This window comes from Pasteurella multocida (genome assembly GCF_900187275.1).
Lineage (GTDB): Bacteria > Pseudomonadota > Gammaproteobacteria > Enterobacterales > Pasteurellaceae > Pasteurella > Pasteurella multocida.
Window position 1 is genome coordinate 754,600 of record NZ_LT906458.1, and the last position, 20,895, is coordinate 775,494.

At 41.4% G+C, this 20,895-nt stretch carries 18 protein-coding genes; 7 read left to right on the forward strand and 11 right to left on the reverse strand.

Annotated features, from left to right (window positions below):
• The first annotated feature begins 203 nt into the window (after window positions 1-203).
• Window positions 204-2,165: an acetate--CoA ligase gene (acs, locus tag CKV69_RS03560; protein WP_014326052.1), complete on the forward strand. Its 1,962-nt coding sequence runs from the start codon at window positions 204-206 to the stop codon at window positions 2,163-2,165.
• Window positions 2,166-2,259: 94 nt separating this feature from the next.
• Here the strand turns inward: acs and folE are convergent, their stop codons facing one another.
• A complete protein-coding gene (gene folE, locus CKV69_RS03565) occupies window positions 2,260-2,916 on the reverse strand; it encodes a GTP cyclohydrolase I FolE (RefSeq protein ID WP_005726594.1) in 657 nt (218 codons plus the stop codon).
• Between the two features lie 242 nt (window positions 2,917-3,158).
• Here folE and moeA point away from each other — a divergent pair, with 242 nt between their 5' ends.
• Together moeA and moeB are read left to right on the forward strand one after the other, a co-directional pair.
• Complete coding sequence (gene moeA, locus CKV69_RS03570; protein ID WP_038641853.1) at window positions 3,159-4,379, forward strand: molybdopterin molybdotransferase MoeA; 1,221 nt, start codon at window positions 3,159-3,161, stop codon at window positions 4,377-4,379.
• 1 nt (window position 4,380) lies between these two features.
• Entirely contained in the window at window positions 4,381-5,103 is a 723-nt protein-coding gene (gene moeB, locus CKV69_RS03575) for a molybdopterin-synthase adenylyltransferase MoeB (RefSeq protein WP_014326054.1), read from the forward strand.
• Between the two features lie 12 nt (window positions 5,104-5,115).
• On the opposite strand, the gene CKV69_RS03580 is transcribed toward moeB, so the two are convergent.
• The 4 genes from CKV69_RS03580 to yfbV all read right to left on the reverse strand — a co-directional run bounded on the left by CKV69_RS03580 (window position 5,116) and on the right by yfbV (window position 8,494).
• On the reverse strand, window positions 5,116-5,706 hold the full coding sequence (locus tag CKV69_RS03580; RefSeq protein ID WP_014326055.1) for a UbiX family flavin prenyltransferase: 591 nt from the start codon (window positions 5,704-5,706) through the stop codon (window positions 5,116-5,118).
• A gap of 169 nt (window positions 5,707-5,875) precedes the next feature.
• Window positions 5,876-7,390, reverse strand: coding sequence for an amidophosphoribosyltransferase (gene purF, locus CKV69_RS03585; RefSeq protein ID WP_005726625.1), 1,515 nt, complete (start codon window positions 7,388-7,390; stop codon window positions 5,876-5,878).
• A gap of 13 nt (window positions 7,391-7,403) precedes the next feature.
• Window positions 7,404-7,895: a CvpA family protein gene (locus tag CKV69_RS03590; protein WP_005716269.1), complete on the reverse strand. Its 492-nt coding sequence runs from the start codon at window positions 7,893-7,895 to the stop codon at window positions 7,404-7,406.
• A 155-nt stretch (window positions 7,896-8,050) separates the two neighbouring features.
• Window positions 8,051-8,494 (reverse strand): terminus macrodomain insulation protein YfbV, encoded by a 444-nt coding sequence (gene yfbV, locus CKV69_RS03595; RefSeq protein ID WP_005754120.1) that lies wholly within the window; start codon window positions 8,492-8,494, stop codon window positions 8,051-8,053.
• Between the two features lie 286 nt (window positions 8,495-8,780).
• On the opposite strand from yfbV, the gene CKV69_RS03600 reads away from it, so the two are divergent.
• Together CKV69_RS03600 and pta are read left to right on the forward strand one after the other, a co-directional pair.
• Window positions 8,781-9,986 carry an acetate kinase gene (locus CKV69_RS03600; RefSeq protein ID WP_005726626.1) on the forward strand — a complete coding sequence of 402 codons (1,206 nt, stop codon included), beginning with the start codon at window positions 8,781-8,783 and terminating at the stop codon, window positions 9,984-9,986.
• A gap of 68 nt (window positions 9,987-10,054) precedes the next feature.
• Window positions 10,055-12,193: a phosphate acetyltransferase gene (pta, locus tag CKV69_RS03605; protein ID WP_005726628.1), complete on the forward strand. Its 2,139-nt coding sequence runs from the start codon at window positions 10,055-10,057 to the stop codon at window positions 12,191-12,193.
• Window positions 12,194-12,266: 73 nt separating this feature from the next.
• Here pta and rnd read toward each other — a convergent pair whose 3' ends face one another.
• The 5 genes from rnd to CKV69_RS03630 form a co-directional block, all read right to left on the reverse strand.
• Window positions 12,267-13,418, reverse strand: coding sequence for a ribonuclease D (rnd, locus tag CKV69_RS03610; RefSeq protein ID WP_014326056.1), 1,152 nt, complete (start codon window positions 13,416-13,418; stop codon window positions 12,267-12,269).
• A gap of 54 nt (window positions 13,419-13,472) precedes the next feature.
• Complete coding sequence (gene fadD / locus CKV69_RS03615) at window positions 13,473-15,161, reverse strand: long-chain-fatty-acid--CoA ligase FadD (protein WP_005726632.1); 1,689 nt, start codon at window positions 15,159-15,161, stop codon at window positions 13,473-13,475.
• A 121-nt stretch (window positions 15,162-15,282) separates the two neighbouring features.
• Window positions 15,283-15,822 (reverse strand): Slp family lipoprotein, encoded by a 540-nt coding sequence (locus CKV69_RS03620; protein ID WP_014326058.1) that lies wholly within the window; start codon window positions 15,820-15,822, stop codon window positions 15,283-15,285.
• Window positions 15,823-15,857: 35 nt separating this feature from the next.
• On the reverse strand, window positions 15,858-16,577 hold the full coding sequence (tsaB, locus tag CKV69_RS03625) for a tRNA (adenosine(37)-N6)-threonylcarbamoyltransferase complex dimerization subunit type 1 TsaB (protein WP_014326059.1): 720 nt from the start codon (window positions 16,575-16,577) through the stop codon (window positions 15,858-15,860).
• Window positions 16,578-16,582: 5 nt separating this feature from the next.
• A complete protein-coding gene (locus CKV69_RS03630) occupies window positions 16,583-18,511 on the reverse strand; it encodes an ATP-dependent DNA helicase (RefSeq protein WP_025248469.1) in 1,929 nt (642 codons plus the stop codon).
• A gap of 98 nt (window positions 18,512-18,609) precedes the next feature.
• On the opposite strand from CKV69_RS03630, the gene CKV69_RS03635 reads away from it, so the two are divergent.
• Window positions 18,610-19,431: a D-hexose-6-phosphate mutarotase gene (locus CKV69_RS03635; protein WP_016504239.1), complete on the forward strand. Its 822-nt coding sequence runs from the start codon at window positions 18,610-18,612 to the stop codon at window positions 19,429-19,431.
• 70 nt (window positions 19,432-19,501) lie between these two features.
• Here CKV69_RS03635 and CKV69_RS03640 read toward each other — a convergent pair whose 3' ends face one another.
• The gene (locus CKV69_RS03640; protein ID WP_014326062.1) at window positions 19,502-20,461 is read right to left on the reverse strand and encodes an AEC family transporter; all 960 of its coding nucleotides are present in this window, start codon (window positions 20,459-20,461) and stop codon (window positions 19,502-19,504) included.
• Window positions 20,462-20,591: 130 nt separating this feature from the next.
• Here CKV69_RS03640 and yhbY point away from each other — a divergent pair, with 130 nt between their 5' ends.
• Window positions 20,592-20,894, forward strand: a complete 303-nt coding sequence (gene yhbY / locus CKV69_RS03645; protein ID WP_005716283.1) for a ribosome assembly RNA-binding protein YhbY — start codon at window positions 20,592-20,594, stop codon at window positions 20,892-20,894.
• The last annotated feature ends 1 nt before the right edge of the window (window position 20,895 follow it).

Genomic DNA, 20,895 nt, shown 5'->3' on the forward strand with positions numbered 1-20,895 from the left:
CTGTGATCTCGTGTATTGCCAAAGCAATAAAAACATTCTGTCATTACCCCTTAGCTTTTCACTGTCCCCCCTATCAGCATTTTTTGCAAAAATGTGATCTGTGTCTAGTAACATCTCATTAACAATGATTGATCATTTTTAAAACATCTTTTACAGTGAAAAATGTGCCAAAAGAATCCTTTACTCACCCAAACGGAGGAACTATGCCGCATAATTCAATGTTAAAAGAAAATCGTCTTTTCAAACCAACAGATGAATTTCGTCGCCAAGCCAATATTTCGGGCTTAGAAACCTATCAAGCGCTTTGGGAATTTGCTGACAAAGATTATCTCACCTATTGGAGTGATCTGGCGCGTGAATTAATCACTTGGAAAAAGCCTTTTATGCACATCTTCGATGATTCAGAAGCACCTTTCTATAAATGGTTTTCTGATGGCACTTTAAATGTGTCCTATAACTGTTTAGATCGCCACTTACCAGATAAAGCAGATAAAACCGCGCTAATTTTTGAATCAGATTTTGGTCAAGTCCAACTCTATACTTACGTCAAATTACATAATCGCGTTTGCCGTTTTGCTAATGCATTGCGTGAATTAGGGATCAAAAAAGGGGATCGGGTCATTATTTATTTACCCATGCTAGTGGAAGCCGTGATTGCGATGCAAGCTTGTGCCCGTATCGGTGCGGTTCATTCAGTGGTATTTGGTGGTTTTTCTGCCAGCGCACTACGTGATCGGATTGAAGATGCTGAAGCCAAATTAGTGATTACCGCGAATGCTGGATTACGTGGTGGTAAAATTATTCCACTTAAAGAGACCGTGGATGAAGCTTTAGAAATGGGCTGTAAAACAATTGAAAATGTTATCGTCTTTCACCGAGTGAATATTGATACCCCGTGGAAAAAAGGGCGTGATCTCTGGTGGAATGAACTTACTGCAAACCAACCCGCTTTCTGTGAGCCAGAATGGATGAATGCGGAAGACCCGCTATTTATTTTATACACCTCGGGATCAACGGGTAAACCGAAAGGCATTGTACACAGTACTGGTGGTTATTTATTAGGTGCATTAAATTCGTTTCGCAATGTGTTTGATAATAAGCCAAATGATATTTTCTGGTGTACGGCAGATGTTGGCTGGATCACGGGACATTCTTATGTCTGCTATGGTCCGCTCGCCAATGGCGCAACACAGGTAATTTTTGAAGGCGTACCGACTTATCCAGATCCGGGACGGATTTGGCGAATGATACAACGTCACAAAATTAATGTATTTTACACCTCACCGACTTTAATTCGTTCATTGACACGCTTAGGCGACCATATCCCCAATAAGTATGATTTATCTTCACTACGCTTACTTGGCAGCGTGGGCGAACCAATTAACCCATCGGCTTGGATGTGGTTTTATGAAGTGGTTGGTAAAAGTCGCTGTCCAATTGTTGATACTTGGTGGCAGACAGAAACCGGCTCGATTATGCTCGCACCGATACCCGGCGTAACCGCAACCAAACCAGGTTCTTGTACCCTGCCATTACCGGGTATTATGGCAGAGGTGTTAGATGAAAATGGTCAAAAATGTGCGGTAGAACAAGGCGGTGCGCTCGCTATTAAACGTCCATTCCCATCGATGTTACGCACGATTTGGAATGATCCTGAACGTTATAAATCTACCTATTTCCCTGCGGAATATGGCGGCAAATACTACATCGCAGGCGATAATGCCCATCGCGATAAAGACGGGTATTTTTGGATTCTTGGACGCACAGATGATGTGCTTAATGTCTCAGGACATCGACTTGGTACCATGGAAATTGAATCTGCGCTCGTCGCCAGTCCAAAAGTGGCTGAAGCGGCAGTGGTCGGTAAGCCAGATGAGATCAAAGGGGAAGCAATTGTTGCTTTTGTGGTGCTGAATGATTTCCGTCCAGAAGGTGAAGAAGCACGTCAGCTGGCAGAAGAACTCAAAGCCTGGGTATCCAATGAAATTGGTAAAATTGCCCGTCCTGAAGATATCCGCTTTGCCGATAACTTACCAAAAACACGCTCAGGCAAGATTATGCGTCGTTTATTGCGATCTATCGCCAAAAACGAAATGATCACTCAAGATATTTCCACCTTAGAAAATCCACAGATCATCGGTCAATTACAACAACAATGGCTTTAAGCCGAACAAACAAAAAGCACCTTGTTCTGACTCAAGGTGCTTTAGTTATATTGACGCCCAAAGTGCGGTCGGTTTCTAGAAAGTTTTAACGCACTTATTTATTAATTAAGGTTAAAAACTCTTTACGCGTTTCACGGTCATCTAAAAAGACACCACCAAATGCAGATGTCACTGTATAACTGTTGGTATCTTTAATGCCACGGCATTTCACGCAGAAATGAGTAGCCTTCACATACACCGCCACATCGTCCGTTTCTAAAATCGTTTGGAATGCCAACAAAATTTGTTCAGTCAAACGCTCTTGTACTTGTGGACGTTGCGCAAAAAACGCCACGATACGATTAATTTTAGACAACCCAATAACCCATTTTTTCGGGTAATACGCCACCGAAACCATCCCATCAATGGTCACAAAATGGTGTTCACAAGTACTGGTTAACGTCACGTCATTCACCAACACCATTTCACTGACTTTCATACGATTTTCAATGTTAGTAATTTTCGGGAAATTCGCATAGTCTAACCCACTGAAAATTTCATCAACAAACATTTTCGCCAAACGTACGGGGGTTTCTTCTAAACTATCATCACGTAAATCTAACCCAATCAGCTTCATCACTTCACGCATATGTTGTTCAATCCCCGCTCGACGCGTATCTCTGTCTTGTTCTGGGGTAATCATTGGGGTTTCAATCCCCTTACTTAATAATGCGTTGCGGACTTTTTCTGCTTCTGGTGAAATCTTGTTCATGTAAAACTCCCGATAAATAATCCGCACATTCTAGCAAACTCTCGCCAAAGTACAAATGAGAATAATTGGTAGAGAGGATGAAAAGTTTTAGAAATATGGTGCTCTGGGCGAGACTTGAGCCTGAAAAAAGGAATACATTAAACTCACGCTCACATAAAATGTAAACAAAGTATGAGAAAAAGAGATCATCCTGCGTTTTTGGTATAAAATATTGCCCGTTAAACTCAACTAAGGATTCAATTATGTTGCCTCTTGAACAAGTACTGACTCAAATGCTCGCTATGTTGCCAACACCAGATTGTGCGCAAGCCGAACAACTCCCCCTTCAACACGCGGTGAATCGCATTTGTGCTGAGGATATCATTTCCCCGCTTAACGTGCCCTCATTTGATAACTCGGCGATGGACGGCTATGCGGTGCGGCTGGCAGATTTAGCACAAAATTTAACTCTCGCGGTCGCAGGAAAGTCCTTTGCGGGCGCACCTTTTGACGGGGAATGGCAAACACAAAGCATGGTCAGAATTATGACAGGAGCAATGTTGCCGGCGGGTGCGGATGCGGTGGTGATGCAAGAAGACGTGATCGTCAATGAGGATGGTACAGTCACTTTCCCTGAAAAGATTAAAGCCGGTCAAAATATTCGCTACATTGGCGAAGATGTCAAACAAGGTGAAGTGGTATTGAATAAAGGAAGCGTGTTAAATGCAGTTTCCTTACCCTTACTCGCCTCATTAGGCATAGATAACGTCAAGGTCTTTCCACGTTTGAAAGTAGCTGTGCTTTCGACTGGTGACGAACTTGTGCCGGTAGGACAACCGCTGAAAGAAGGTCAAATTTACGACACTAACCGTTTTACGATTCAATTGTTACTGGAAAAGCTCAATTGTGAGATTCTGGATTTCGGTTTATTACCGGATAACGAGCAAGAATTTGAAAAAGCCTTTATTGAGGCTCAACAGCAAGCGGATTTGGTGATCACAAGCGGTGGCGTTTCTGTGGGTGAAGCAGATTTTACCAAAAAAGTGCTTGAAAAAGTCGGTCAAGTGAATTTCTGGAAAATTGCGATGAAGCCGGGTAAGCCTTTTGCCTTTGGTCGATTAAAAAACGCCTGGTTCTGTGGTTTACCGGGTAATCCTGTGTCGGCATTGGCAACTTTTTATCAATTAGTACAACCGGTGATTGCCAAATTAAGTGGTTATAGCCAGTGGAAAGCGCCGCAACACTTGACAGCCATTGCAGTAACCAAGATGAAAAAAGCACCGGGGCGTTTAGATTTCCAACGTGGTTTCTATCAAGTGAATGCCCAAGGGCAAATTGAGGTGCAACCCGTTGGTTTTCAAGGTTCACATCTTTTTAGCTCTTTTGTGAAAAGTAACTGCTTTATTGTGCTAGAGCGTGAACGTGGCAATGTGGAAGCGGGCGAAACGGTCACAATCGAGCCATTTAACCATCTAATGAGTTAATATGACCGAATTAAGTTATCAAGAAGAATTACGTTATAACCGCCAAATTATGCTCAAGGCGATAGATTTTGAGGGGCAAGAAACCCTCAAACAAAGCAAAATGCTGATTGTTGGCTTAGGCGGTTTAGGTTGTGCCGCCAGCCAATATTTAGCGACAGCTGGTGTGGGACATCTCACTTTGTTGGATTTTGATACGGTGTCGCTGTCGAACCTACAACGCCAGGTGTTGCACGATAACAGCCGTTTAGCGATGCCGAAAGTCGATTCGGCAAAACTGTCGTTGCAACGCTTAAATCCACATATTCAGATTGACACTATCAATGCCAAACTCTCAACAGAAAAACTGGCTGAAATCATACCGCACTTTGATGTGATTTTAGATTGCACCGACAATGTAGAAATTCGTAATCAGCTTGATCAGGTCTGCCAACAAGCGAAAGTGCCGTTAGTCTCTGGAGCGGCGATCCGCCTGGAAGGGCAAGTAACGGTATTTACTTATCAAGAAAATACGCCAACCTATCGTACATTAAGTCAATTATTTGGCGAGAATACGCTAAGTTGCGTCGAGGCGGGTGTATTAGCGCCTATTGTGGGCATTGTTGGTTCTATTCAAGCGCTAGAGGCGATTAAAGTGCGGTTAAATATCGGTAAGAATTTATGTGGCAGATTACTGATGATTGATGGTATGACCATGTCTATTCGAGAAATCAAATTGCCTGTTTAACACAGGCATTTTTTATTTACTGCGCTCCCCACCCCAACGCTGAAACAAATCCTGTGCTAATTGAATTTCGAATTGATCGCATAAGCGGTTGACACTTTGATCCACAATGTCTTGCACTGTTTTCGGGTGATGATAAAACGCCGGCATCAATGGCGTGATTTGTGCGCCAATTTCAGCGGCTTGAGTCATTAAACGAAGATGCCCTAAATGTAATGGCGTTTCACGTACACATAACACCAAGGGTTTACGTTCTTTTAAACACACATCAGCGGCACGTGTGATCAAATCATCGGTATAACTATGCGCAATGCCTGATAAGGTTTTGATGGAACAAGGCAGGATAATCATACCTAAGGTGCGGTAAGAGCCAGACGAAATTGCTGCACCAATATCACGCACATCATAATTTACATCCGCCAATGCCTTGACCGCTTGAATGCTGTAATCCGTTTCTGCTGCAATGGTTTGTTTAGCGGCATTGCTGATAATTAAATGGGTTTCAATGTGATCAAGCGGTTTAAGCACTTCCAATAAGCGAATCGCATAAATCGCACCTGATGCACCAGAAATACCAATAATGAGGCGTTTTTTGTCGTTTTTCATAGGCAAATGATAAGAAAATGATGTGTGGCTATTCTAGCACAAATGATACGTTATCCAGAATGTGTTCCTCACAATTTGAGTGAAAGAAAAACAGAAAATGGAAAAATAAAAATGGAGAGTCAAATTAATTCAACTCTCCATTTTTGTTATCAATTGTTATTGTTCGTGCTTATTTTTCATTGTGCATTTCAAGATTGGTAGCATCTTTTTCACGCTTTTTCTTGGCGATATCATTACGCTGTTCTGCAATATTATCCAGATATTCAGGTGTAATATCGCCCGTCACATAAACCCCTGTAAACACCGAACAATCAAAGTCTTGAATACTTGGATTTTCTTGTTGCACAGAACCAGTTAACGCATCCAAATCTTGGAAAATCAATTTATCCACACCAATTAAGTTAGCAATTTCATCTACATCACGACCATAAGCGATCAATTCATTTTTGGTTGGCATATCAATACCATACACATTTGGATAACGAATTTCTGGTGCAGCAGAGGCAAAATAAATTTTCTTCGCACCTGCCGCTCTCGCCATTTCGACAATTTGTTCAGACGTGGTACCACGTACAATCGAGTCGTCAACTAATAACACATTCTTATCTTTAAATTCTGAAGCAATGGTATTGAGTTTACGTCTAACAGAACTGACTCGCAATGCCTGCCCCGGCATAATAAACGTACGTCCTACATAGCGATTTTTCACAAAACCTTGACGATACGGTTTATTTAACACGCGCGCAATACGTAAAGCAATATCGTTAGAGGTTTCAGGCACAGGAATGACCACATCAATATCATCCACATCCGCCCATTCCCGTGCAATTTTTTCACCTAAACGTTGTCCCATATGAACACGGGCAGCATAAACAGAAACCCCATCGATGCAAGAGTCTGGACGTGCAAAATAGACGTATTCAAAAATACAAGGTGTTAATGTTGGTTTGTCTGCGCATTGCTGAGCATACATTTCCCCTTCAAACGTGACATAAATCGCTTCGCCGGGTTGTACATCTCGTACAAACTCAAAACCCACTGTATCTAATGCGATACTTTCGGAGGCAAACATATACTCTGTTTTGCCATTTTCCTCGCGTTTCCCTAACACTAACGGACGGATACCGTTCGGATCACGAAACGCGACCATACCATGACCAATAATCATGGCGATACAAGCATAAGCACCACGAATATCCTGATGCGTTTGTTTGACAGCACTGAATACATCTTGCGGATCTAATTGGTATTTTTCGAAGTGATCAAGGTGATTGGCTAAGATATTGAGTAATAATTCAGAATCTGAATTGGTATTTACATGGCGACGTGCGAGACGAAATAACTTTTCTTTTAATTCACTTGAATTGGTCAAGTTACCATTATGCACTAAGGTTAAGCCATAAGGCGAATTTACATAAAAAGGTTGCGCTTCAGAGACACTTGAGCTCCCAGCCGTAGGATAACGAACATGTCCAATGCCAGCATTGCCTTGTAAACGTAACATATGAACTTGTTCAAATACATCGCTGACTAACCCGTTCGCTTTACGCAAGCGGAATCGGTTTTCATCATCTACGGTTACAATCCCGGCGGCGTCTTGCCCGCGGTGTTGCAATAAGGTTAACGCATCATAAATTGATTGGTTAACGGGGCTTTGGCTAACAATACCAACAATACCACACATTCGTGTTTATCCTCTATTTATTTAATGTTGAATTTATAAAACTGGATGTTGCTTGTAACTGTTGAAAAAACCACTCAACAATAAAGCCGAAATGTGGAATGAGTTTTGATTCTTTCCACCAAACAGTTTGGCTAAAATTCGTAAAGGTATCCATAAAGAATAACAATGCTGCCACAATCAATACGCCTCGAATAAGTCCAAAACAGGCACCTAGTACGCGATCAGTCCCAGTTAACCCTGTCTTATCCACTAACTCACCCAAAATATGATTCACAATCCCACCCACAATTAATGTAGCAACAAACAAGATCGCAATTGCCGTGCCATTGCGCAAGTAAAGGGATTCGATTTGGGTTAAATAATTAGCGAGATAAGGATAAAAATGATTAGCCACAAAAAAAGCAACGACCCAGCTTGCGACTGACATCACTTCTCGAATAAATCCACGTAATAGACTGATAATAATCGAAAATGCAATGATGGCGATGATAATATAATCAATCATTGGAATATCTCTAAAAAAACACTCGAATTTCCGCCCGCGCTATTTTACAAAAAAAGAAAACGTTTGCGTAGTGAAAAATTCAAGAAAAGTTGAATAAATATGAAAAAAGAAAAGTCTTTATCACACAAGCAAGAAAAGCGCCATTCATAGCGGATTTATAATTCTTGCCAAAAAGCTTTATCTAATTTTCGCTGTGCTTTTTTCAGGACATCAGCTAAATTTTGATAATTCGGCTGCTCTGTTAAGATAGGTAAAGTTTCGTTTACTTGCTTTAAGCGCTCACAAATTTCATAAAACCAGACCGCACTTTGTGGGGATAAGGGCGTGATAGAACGTTTACCTAACCAATACAAACCTTGCAACGGAATTAACAGCGCAACAATCGCGCTAAATACAGCAATGGCTAATGCACTGATATCGGATTTGGCGTAAACTTGTTGCCAAGTGATGGCAAAAACAGCTAAAAAAGGCATAAACTTTTGCGCGAAAAGCGTTGCTTTAATCACGCGGTTTTCGGGAAAAATCATACCTAGCTTACTTTCCAATGGCCAACTTTTTAAATAATGCTGACCTTTTTTTAAAAAAATAAAAAAATACATTTTGCTATTGTACACAACCTCTTAAATACGATAACGAAATAAAGATAGCATATTCAGGTTAAATATTCAGCTTATTTTAAACTAGCTCTTTGCCTATTTTTTGTATTTTGTTAAAAATGTTTAAAGTTTAATAATTTTTTTGATAAATGTCGCATTTTTAGTAGGTTGTGAATTTATTTTATTGTACGAAAGGTGTATCCTATGCCTATCAGATTTTCATCTGCCTATTTGTTCAACATTTGAGCAAATAACTTTTTTTAACTTAAAATCAAATAATAGGTCTCTTATGTCTCAAAAATTAGTCCTAATCTTAAACTGTGGTAGTTCTTCATTAAAATTCTCTATTTTGGACCCGCAAACTGGTGAAGAAAAATTGTCTGGTTTAGCCGAAGCATTTCATTTAGATGATGCGCGTATTAAATGGAAACTCCATGGTGAAAAAGGTAACGCTGATTTAGGTGCAGGTGCTGCACATAGTGAAGCACTTAACTTTATTGTAAATAGTATTTTCCCATTAGATCCATCTTTAAAAGAAGACATTGTTGCGATCGGTCACCGTATCGTTCATGGCGGTGAAAAATTCACGTCTTCTGTTGTCATTACGGATGAAGTGGTTCAAGGCATTAAAGACGCTGTTCAATTCGCCCCATTACACAACCCAGCACATTTAATCGGTATTGAAGAAGCCTTCAAAATGTTCCCTCATTTAAAAGATAAAAATGTGGCTGTCTTTGATACCGCTTTCCATCAAACCATGCCTGAGGAAGCTTATTTATATGCGCTACCTTATTCTTTATATAGAGAACATGGTGTACGTCGTTATGGCGCACATGGTACAAGTCATTTCTTTGTTAGCCAGCAAGCCGCTGAACGTTTAAATGTTCCGGCAGAACAAGTAAATGTCATTACCTGTCATTTAGGTAATGGTGCCTCTATCGCAGCAGTACGTCATGGACAATGTATTGACACCTCTATGGGCTTAACGCCATTAGAAGGTTTAGTCATGGGAACACGTTCTGGTGATATTGATCCAGCAATCGTCTTTTATTTACACGACAACCTTGGTTTATCTGTTGAAGAGATCAATACATTATTAACCAAAAAATCAGGCTTACTCGGTTTAACCGAAGTCACAAGCGACTGTCGTTATGCAGAAGATAACTATGACAAAGAAGCGCCAGCAAAACGTGCATTAGACGTATTTAGCTATCGTTTAGCAAAATATATTGGTTCTTACATGGCGGTTATCGGTGAACGTTTAGATGCTATCGTCTTCACGGGTGGTATTGGTGAAAACTCATCTTTAGTACGCGAGTTAACCTTAAACCATTTAAAACTGTTCGGTTATCAAGTGGATTCAGATAAAAACAAAGCGGCTCGCTTTGGTCATGAAGGGGTGATTACAGCAGACAATACGCCTGTTGCCATGGTGATCCCAACGAATGAAGAACTTGTTATTGCACAAGATACCGCGCGCCTTTGCATCGCGTAAAGATCAATTAACTGCCGATTCATCGGCAGTTTCTTTTTGTATAAATTATCAACAAATTAGGGTTTATTATGTCACGTACAATTATCCTTATCCCGATTAGTGCTGGTGTAGGCTTAACCAGTGTCAGCTTAGGTTTAACACATGCACTGGAGCAAAAAGGGGCGAAAGTCGGCTTTATGAAACCAATTTCTCAGCCGAACTCAGGTGAAGATATGATTGATCGCACAACATCAATTATTCGCACCAGTACCACCATTGAAACCAGTGAACCATTTATGTTAAGTGTAGCTGAATCACTCATCGGTCAAAATCAATCTGATGTGGTACTAGAAAAAATTGTTGAAAATCATCAACAACTCGCCAAAAACAATGAAATTGTCGTGGTGGAAGGTTTAATCCCTACGCGTAAGCATTCTTATGCCAATAGCATTAACTATGAAATTGCTCAAGCACTTGATGCGGAAATCATTCTTGTTGCAGCACCGGCGACGGAAACACCGGCAGAACTCAAAGAACGCATCAAAGCCGCAGCCTCATTATTTGGCAGCAAAAATAACCCTAATTTACTTGGTGTTGTGATCAATAAATTTAATGCGCCGATTGATGAATCTGGTCGTACTCGCCCTGACTTGGCAGAAATTTTTGATTCTTTCCAACACACACAAAATCAAGTATCTGAGATTTATCATTTATTTGAGAAAAGCCCAATTAAAATCTTGGCATGTATTCCTTGGAGCGCAGAATTAATTGCGACTCGTGCCATTGATTTAGCCAAACATTTAGGTGCTGCCATTATTCATGAAGGCGCGATCAATGAACGTCGCATTCGTGGCATCACTTTCTGTGCACGTAATTTGACCAATATGGTGGAACATTTCCGCGTTGGAAGTTTACTTGTCACTTCCGCGGATCGTCCTGATGTGATCGTCGCAGCGGCATTATCTGCCATGAATGGCGTTGAAATTGCTGGTGTTTTATTAACCGGTGGTTACAAAATTGATGCACAAATCAAGAAACTCTGTCAACACGCGATCGAAAGTACAGGTTTACCAGTCTTCCGTGTCGAAGGCAACACTTGGCAAACTGCACTGGCACTACAAAGTTTTAACCTCGAAGTGCCTGTTGATGATAAAGAACGTATCGAAAAAATTAAACATTATATTAGCGACCTACTCGACAGCAATTTTATCGATTCATTAGCGGCAGCTTCTTCTCGTTTACGTCGTTTATCGCCGCCTGCTTTCCGTTTCCAATTAACCGAATTAGCACGTCAAGCGCAAAAACGCATTGTATTGCCTGAAGGGGATGAACCACGTACAGTAAAAGCTGCTGCCTTATGTGCAGAGCGTGGTATCGCTGAATGTGTGTTATTAGCTACACCAGAATCCGTCATGCGCGTTGCCGAAGCACAAGGCATACAATTAGGCAAAGGGATTACGATTATTGATCCTGCTACAGTGCGTGAAAACTATGTTGCACGTTTAGTGGAATTGCGTAAAAACAAAGGCATGACCGAAGATTCTGCACGTGAACAATTAGAAGACAATGTGGTACTTGGTACGATGATGTTAGAAGCGAACGAAGTAGATGGTTTAGTCTCTGGTGCCGTACATACGACAGCCAATACTATTCGTCCGCCGATGCAAATCATCAAAACTGCACCGGGTAATTCGATTGTGTCTTCAATCTTCTTCATGTTATTACCTGATCAAGTCTTGGTTTATGGTGACTGCGCAGTCAACCCAGATCCAACAGCAGAACAATTAGCAGAAATCGCGATTCAATCCGCAGACTCAGCCAAAGCCTTTGGTATTGATCCAAAAGTGGCGATGATCTCTTACTCAACTGGTACTTCTGGTAGTGGTGCAGATGTAGAGAAAGTGAAAGAAGCCACTCGTCTGGCACAAGAAAAACGTCCAGATTTAATCATCGACGGTCCATTACAATATGATGCAGCAGTGATGGAAGATGTGGCGCGTTCTAAAGCACCAAATTCACCAGTAGCAGGTAAAGCGACGGTCTTTATTTTCCCTGATTTGAATACCGGTAATACCACTTATAAAGCGGTACAACGCTCTGCTGACCTTGTGTCTATTGGACCGATGTTACAAGGGATGCGTAAACCAGTGAATGATTTATCACGTGGTGCGTTAGTGGACGATATCGTGTACACAATTGCCTTAACTGCAATTCAAGCAACACAATAATCCTCACACAACAATTCACAAAAAAACCGCACTTTATTCACTTAAGTGCGGTTTTATTTTGTCTTCTATCTAGCTATCCATTTGCGAGTGTATTTAACAATACTAAGCCAAATTCACGTCGCCAACCGACCAATAGCTCTGGTAACTGAGTTGGATCTTGATTGTCTAACCAACACCATTTCATTAAGTTTTCTAAACCACGCTTACTGGCAATCACTTCTGCAGCTAAATCAGGAGGCGCAATGCTTTTCAGCTTTTGTTGTAAGCCTTTGAGTGCTTTTTTATAACGTGGATCATCCGCAATACGTACGATCGGCATCGGATAATCCACATCATCAAAGCGTTTAAGTTGTCCTATCAAATGCAATATTTTTTTGCCATGAATGCGCACTTCATGATGACTTAATCCTAACGCGAGCAATTCTGACGTATGTTTTGGATTATGTTTAGCCACTTGCCATAAGTGCTCTGCCCTTACTACAAAATTTAAGGCTAAATCCCGTTTCATCGCTTCCTCTTGACGCCATTTCGCCAACAGTTTTAAACGCATTAATTCACTCGGTGTTAAGCGCCATGCATTAGGAATGCCCAAATACGCAAGCTCCGGATCTTTATGTTGTTCACGCTTTAACAACAACGCTTCACAATCTTGTTGCGCTGCCTCTTGCCATCGTGTTTGTGCTAATGCCTCCTGCATGCGTTGATAAAGCGGTAATAAGTACCACACGTCAGCTGCGGCATAAATTAACTGGTTGTCCGATAAAGGACGGGCTAACCAATCCGTGCGCGAGGCACCTTTATCAATTTCAAGTTGAAAATAATGCTGAACTAACGTCGCTAGACCAGTAGAATTTGGAAAACCTAGAAAGTTTGCCATGACTTGTGTATCTAGCATCGGCGTAGGAAGCTGGTTAAAACTATGTTGGAACACCTCTAAATCTTCACTACACGCATGAAGCACTTTCAACACAGCCGTATTCGCCAGTAACGCAATAAATGGTGAAAAATCTTGAATGGTAGTAGGATCAATTAAACTGACTCGTTCCCCATCATAGAGTTGAATAAGCCCTAATTGTGGATAGAGTGTTTTGATACGAACAAATTCGGTATCGAGTGCAATTACGGCTTTTTGTTGGGCAGAATAACAAATTTCTGCCAGCGCCAAATCAGAAGTAATGACTTGAAAGTGCGGTTTATTTTTTATTTCTTTTTGTTGACTGTTCATCTTAATACGACAAATTAGGGGCAAATGTCGCCCCTAATAAAATGAAATGAATACTTATTCAGCTGGACGTTTTGCCAGCTCCTCATCACGTAAAACACGGCGTAAAATTTTTCCCACATTACTTTTCGGCAATTCCTCACGAAATTCAATTTCTTTTGGAATTTTATAGCCGGTTAAATGGACACGACAGTGTTTACGTAATTCATCACGGGTCAGGCTTTCGTCTTTTTTCACGACAAAAATCTTAATCGTTTCACCTGATACTTCATTTGGCACACCAATGGCGACCACTTCAGCGACTTTGTCATTTAACATGACCACATCTTCGATCTCATTTGGATAGACATTAAACCCTGACACTAAGATCATATCTTTTTTACGATCGACTATCCGTAAATAATGATCTTTATCCATGATAACCACATCACCTGTTGCCATCCAACCATCCATCAGGACCTCTGCCGTAGCCTCTGGACGTTGCCAATAGCCTTGCATGACTTGCTCACCTTTAACCCAAAGCTCGCCCGGTTCACCCAATTCGGCTTCGTGACCATCTTCTTTGATAATACGCACATCGGTATTAGGTACCGGCACACCAATGCTTCCATTATGTTTCACCATATTAATTGGACAAGCTGCAATCAATGGGGAACATTCGGTCATGCCATAACCCTCGATAATATTACAGCCAGTGGTGTCATGCCAGCGTGTTGCTACCGATTGTTGAATCGACATCCCACCGCCTACGGTAAGTTTTAAAGCAGTAAAATCCACCTCTTTAAAATTCTCATTATTTAACAAAGCATTGAATAAAGTATTGACGCCTGTAATAGCAACAAAGCGGTGTTTTTTCAGCTCTTTTACAAAGCCCTCAATGTCACGTGGATTGGTAATTAATACCCCTGTAATCCCCAGTTCAACAAACAGTAAACAGTTTACAGTTAAGGCAAACACATGATAAAGCGGTAAAGCAATGATGGCTTTACGCTCTTTTGTACGATCACCGACAAACGGTTCGGCAATCCAGTTGGCTTGGAATAAATTGACAATGATATTGCCGTGTGACAACATCGCCCCTTTTGCGACACCGGTTGTCCCACCAGTATATTGTAAAAAGGCTAAATCTTTACGCTCCATTTGTGGGCGAACATATTGACGATATTTTCCAATACTCAACACTTCACGAAAAGTCACTGCATTCGGTAATTTATATTTAGGCACCAATTTTTTGATGTATTTCACTACAAAATTGACTAATGTGCGTTTCCCAAAGGAAAGTTGATCGCCCATACGAGTTAAAATCACATGTTTGACATCCGTATTAAACACCACTTTTTCGAGCGTAGATGCGAAATTGGAAACCACAACAATCGCCGTAGCGCCACTGTCTTTTAATTGGTGTTCTAATTCACGTGGGGTATAAAGCGGATTGACATTCACTACCACCATACCTGCGCGTAAAATACCGAAGAGCGCAATCGGATATTGCAATAGATTTGGCATCATCAACGCGACACGATCACCACGTTTAAGCTTTAATTCATTTTGTAAATACGCGGCGAAAGCCCGACTACGTTCTTCTAATTTTCGAAAGGTTAAAATTTGCCCCATATTGACATAAGCTGCACGGTCAGGATGTGTCTGTACAGCATTATCGAACATATCCAACAAGGAATCGTATTTTGATGTATCTAATTCTCGTGGTAAGTGTTCAGGGTAATTTTTAAACCAAGGTTTTTCCATGTGTTATCCTTATTTTTTTAACAAAATTTAGCCAAAATTATAACGTAATCATTACCATTAGGCTAATAACAAATTCATCAATTCCGTTGTCTGTCCAGCAAGAAATGGCTTAACTCATGACTTATTGCAACACATAGCGTAAGCGTGGTTCAGGACGCCAAAATGGTCCCCACCCCATACGGCGACTTTCGCGCCAATCGGCAAGATCCTCTGGCTCATAATAATAGTCTGGCACGAGTTGCCATAATTTATAATGTGTGACCTGAATAACGGGATAATGATAATCGACCTGATCAATTTTGCCAGTTTCTGGTTTTTTCAAAGTTCCTTTCACTGTAATGAACTGCTCTTTTAAGCGTTCTGGATCAATAAATCCCTCTAGATAGGCAATAAAACGTCCATTGGTTTCTGCTGATAAACTCGGTTTAGCCGACAGGGAAATCAGCGGTAAACTCAAAATTTCTAACTTCATTTGCCCCTGTAATGCGGTGGCAGATAAGATTTTCCCACCCAAACGTGCTTGTTTACATTGGCAAGCATAATCTTCTACCACTAATTTATCGAGAGAGAGCAAACTAACGCCCTCACGCTCAAGCCCTTTTGGAGCAGTAATACACCCCGTTAAAAACAATGTGATCAAAAGTGCGGTCAGTTTTCTCATACTTTCCTCCTTAAACAGGTTGGAAAACGGTAGATTTATTCGCGTCCTGGGAGTTTCTTCCACGTGACTTCATTACGTAAATAAACAGGTTCAATCGCTAACGCATTAATAGTTTGCTGTTGTTGCCATTTGAGTAATGCGGGTGCAAGCATATATTGAGCAGAAGGAAGCAGAATGTCTGTTGTTTGCCCTGCGAATAACGTGGCAAGCTGAGGATACGCTGACCAGCCCGTCCCCACCGTCGTCCAATCTCCAGTTAACCCAGCAAGTTCAGTTATCAAACATTCAGGGTTCACCACCTTTTCTTGCCCAATAACTTGCCAATCAATCAACGTGTCTGTCCCCACTTGCTTCGCTTGTGCGATCAATTGTGAAAAATAGACTTCATTCATCCGTGCATCAATGGCAGCTAGCACGTGTTCAGCGCCGACTTGTTCATAAGCTGCTTGTGCCATCATGGTGAGATTCGAGATAGGAATCACCGGTAAATCCGCTCCTAACGCTAAGCCTTGAGCAATGCCGGCACCCACTCGCACGCCAGTAAAACTGCCGGGGCCCCGTCCAAAAGCCAGCGCATCCACTTGCTTTAATGAAAGACCTGACTGGCATAAAATTTCATCGATCATCGGTAAAATACGTTGTGTATGAGTACGTTGTGCCAGTTCATCTAAATAGGTTCTTTCACCTTTATACAGTAACGCTACAGAACAAGCTTCTGTCGAGGTATCTAAAGCTAATAAAGTTAAATTATGCATTCTTGTTATCCATTTTCGCTCTTTGTTAGAAATTGTATCACTTTGTTCATATCTCGGGTACGTTTAGCATTAGGTAAGCTTTTCAGAAAAGTCGCACCATAACTCCGCATGACTAAACGACTATCACAAATAATCACCACACCGCGATCCGTCACATCACGAATTAAACGCCCTACCCCTTGCTTTAAAGTAATCACAGCTTCTGGGATCTGGATATCCTGAAAAGGATCACCACCTTGTAAACGACAATCTTCGATACGGGCTTTGAGGAGAGGTTCGTCTGGTGCAGTAAACGGCAATTTATCAATAATTACTAAAGAAAGTGCGTCGCCTCGCACATCAATCCCTTCCCAGAAGCTTGAAGTAGCAACCAACACCGCTTCTTGTAAAGCAATAAATTGATCTAATAATTTGGTTTTTGAAGTTTCCCCTTGTAATAAAATTCGTAATTCACTCTGTTCACGAAAATACGCTGCTAAGCCACGCATCATGACATACGAGGTACAAAGCACAAAACAACGCCCTTTATTCGCTTCAATTACGGGCAACAGCATCGCACCTAATTGCGTGAGGGTATGTTGTTGATTACTGTTCGGTAAATAGCGGGGGACGCATAACAGCGCTTGTTCAGGATAGTTAAAAGGACTTGGTAGAATTTTCTGCATCGCATTTGTAATACCTAAACGTTGGCAAAAATGGGCAAAATCACCACCGACTTCTAATGTAGCGGAAGTAAAAATCCACGTACTTTCACGCTTTTGCATTTCTTCGCCAAATTTATCTGCCACCGTCAAAGGCGTAATATGTAAACCAAATTGGCGTCCCATGGCTTCATACCAATAACAATAGCCTGTAATGTTGGTCTCTGCTAAGCGGGCAAGCTGAATTTTTATGGCTTCTAAACGCTCAAAAATGCTGTCTAAGGTTTGTGAACGCCCTAGCGCTAACTTCACCACCTGCGACATAAAGGCGATCTTTTCTTGCAAATTTTCAAAGCCTTTTCTCACTGCATTTTGAGCCAACCGTTCACGCCAATTACCTCGTGTATTTCCTTCACCTAGCAATAAACGAAAATCTTGGATCGTTTTCAGTAAATTATCAGACGCGGTGCCAAGTTGTGCCATATCTTTGATTTCGGTGCGATACACAATATGAATATCTTTACACAAATCAAACAGCTGACGTGCTGTTAAGGATTGACCAAAATATTGGCTCGCAATATCTGGTAATTGATGTGCTTCATCAAAAATAATCACATCGGCTTGCGGAATAAGTTCTCCAAACCCGGTTTCTTTCACGGCGATATCGGCAAAGAACAAATGGTGATTAACAACCACTAAATCTGCATTTAACGCCCGTTTACGTGCGGATGCCACATAGCAATCATTATAATGCGGACAATCCGTGCCTAAACAACTGTCGGCTGTACTGGTTAATTGCGCTAAAATCGGGCTGTCTTCTGCCAATTCCACGCATTCACTTAAATCCCCTGTTTTAGTCGCATTATTCCATTTACGTACTTTTGATAAATCCACAAGCACGGAACGATCGCCTAATACCCCCTGCGCAATCACTTGATCCAATCGCTCTAGGCATAAATAATTTGCACGTCCTTTTAATAACGCAATTTTTCCGCTGTAATTAAGGGCTTTTTTTATCGCCGGCAAATCACGTTTAAACAATTGATCCTGTAAATTCTTAGACCCCGTTGACACAATGGTTTTCTTTTTCGCTAATAAAGCAGGCGCTAGATAGGCAAAGGTTTTTCCCGTTCCTGTCCCTGCTTCGACAACCAGTGCTTGTTTATCCTGAATCGCGCTGGCTACCGCTGTCGCCATCTCTCGCTGCTCTGCGCGAGGACGAAAACCTGCAATACTTTGACTTAACGCGCCTTGTTCGGAAAAGACCTTGATTATTTGTTCAATATTCGCCATTATTTTCAGAATCAATTACAAAATTGTGGCATAGTGTACCAGATTTTCCCTTGCCACTAAATAACACACTGAATAAAAAAACAGTATAAAGAGGGCTTATGTATCACGCTATTCAACCGATAATTTTGCAACAGATTTGTCCTGAACTCCGTTTAGTGAAATACAATGCAATTCCAGCCATTAGCTTGCAACATGACATTGGTAGCGCGGTGATTGCCTTACAAGGTGCTCAGCTTCTCAGTTGGCAACCGAAAGGCAGTGCACACGATGTGCTATGGCTAAGCGAAATTGAACCTTTCCAATTAGGCAAGGCCATTCGTGGCGGGATTCCACTTTGCTACCCATGGTTTGGACCAGTGAAAACACCTTCTCATGGCACCGCACGTATCCGTTTATGGCACTTAATCGACTATGCTATTTCAACTGATAAAGTGCGGTTAGTTTTTGGTTTATTTACTGAAGATCATCTCATTGAAGCCAAAGTCAGCATGGATTTTGCTCAAGATTGCCAAGTAAGGTTGACCCATTATGGGCAAGAAGACGCGCAAGTGGCATTACACAGCTATTTTCACATCGGCGATATTGAACAAATAGAAATACAAGGCTTACCGACTGACTGTGTCAGTAATCTGACGAAACAGCATGAAAATGTGCCTTCTCCCCGCCAAATTCAGCAAAATGTGGACTGTACCTATCACATCACAAATGCGAAAACGAGCATCGTTGACCCCGTTTTACAACGCGAGATTTCTCTTGAACATCAACAGGCTAGCGAAGTCGTGCTATGGAATCCATGGCACAAAGAAACCAGTGGCATGAGTGAGTTCGGCTATCAAACTATGGTATGCGTAGAAACAGCACGTATTACACAGCAACTCAAACAGGGCGAAGAAATAGCCGTTCGTATCACGTTAAAATAGCACAGGACAAAAGTGCGGTGCGTTTTTAAGAAATTTGCTAGAGGCGAATCAATCGCCTCTTTATTTATGTTTAGATCCAGCCTAGTTGCGTCAACACTAATAGACCTAAGGAAGAAATCAGGATCGCGCCTAACGTAGTAAGTGCAATAATGTTCGCTGCACTCACACCATTACCGCCCATTCCTCGTACCATCGCATAAGCAATCGTCGCCATTGGTGTCGCCGCCATTAAAAATAAAATCCCCATATTCATGCCAGATAAACCAAACAGTTTGCCCACAAACACCATCACAACAGGCGCAATCAGTACACGCCCTATACTGCCCCAAATCACCACGCGCGAATCTTTTCTCATGCCTTTAAATTGTATGCTCGCGCCGGTACAAATAAGAGCAAGCGGTAACGTCATACTAGCCAGATAATTGCCTGTAGTTTGCAATGTTTTTGGAAAAGTCAATTCAAGATGATTCACTACATAGCCCAATACAATGGCAATGATCAATGGATTTCTCAGTACATTGTTTAACACACGCCACAAACTGACACTGCCTTGTGCAAAAGCGCGACTTAAAGTAATCACTCCGAGGACATTAAATAAAAAAATGGTCGCGGCAGCATAAATCGACGCGGGGGCTAAACCGGCTTCACCATAGGCATTAATACATAACGCCAAGCCTAAGATCCCATTATTACCGCGATAAACAGCTTGCACAAAAGTACCACGCTCTGTCTTTTCCGCAATATATTTGCCGGCGACTAACTCTGCCCCCAGAAATAAAAGCAAGGTACCGACTACACTTGCCATAATGGGCAACATTTGGCTACGAAAATCCACCGGATTACTGGTAATATTCAGAAATAGCAGAATCGGTAAGGTGATATTAAAAATAATTCGGGTTGCTTGTCCGGTGAATTTGTCATCTACCATCCGTTGTCTTTTCAAGATGACCCCAAGTAATAGCATCAAAACAGTGGGTAACGTGACACTCATCGAGAACAAAAAAGAAGACAACAAATTCGTATTCTGCATACTTGTTCTACCTCTATTTCATCAAATAACTTTCGCTAATGCGTATTTACGGTTAAAATTGGGCAATTCATTTTGGTCGTTTTTTAAATTTCAGAAAAACCGACCGCACTTTCTCAAATTAGGATGCATTATGTCGATTACATTATCTACCAAACAAAAACAATTCCTGAAAGGACTTGCACACCATTTAAACCCTGTTGTCATGATTGGCAACAATGGGTTAACAGAAGGCGTATTAGCAGAAATTGACAACGCATTGGCACACCATGAATTAATTAAAGTCAAAATCGCTGGCGCAGATCGTGAAGTAAAACAATTAATTATTGATGCGATTGTGCGTGAAACAAACGCCAGTGCGGTACAAACCATTGGACACATTCTCGTGCTATATCGTCCAAGTCAAGAACCCCAAATCCAACTACCACGTAAATAAT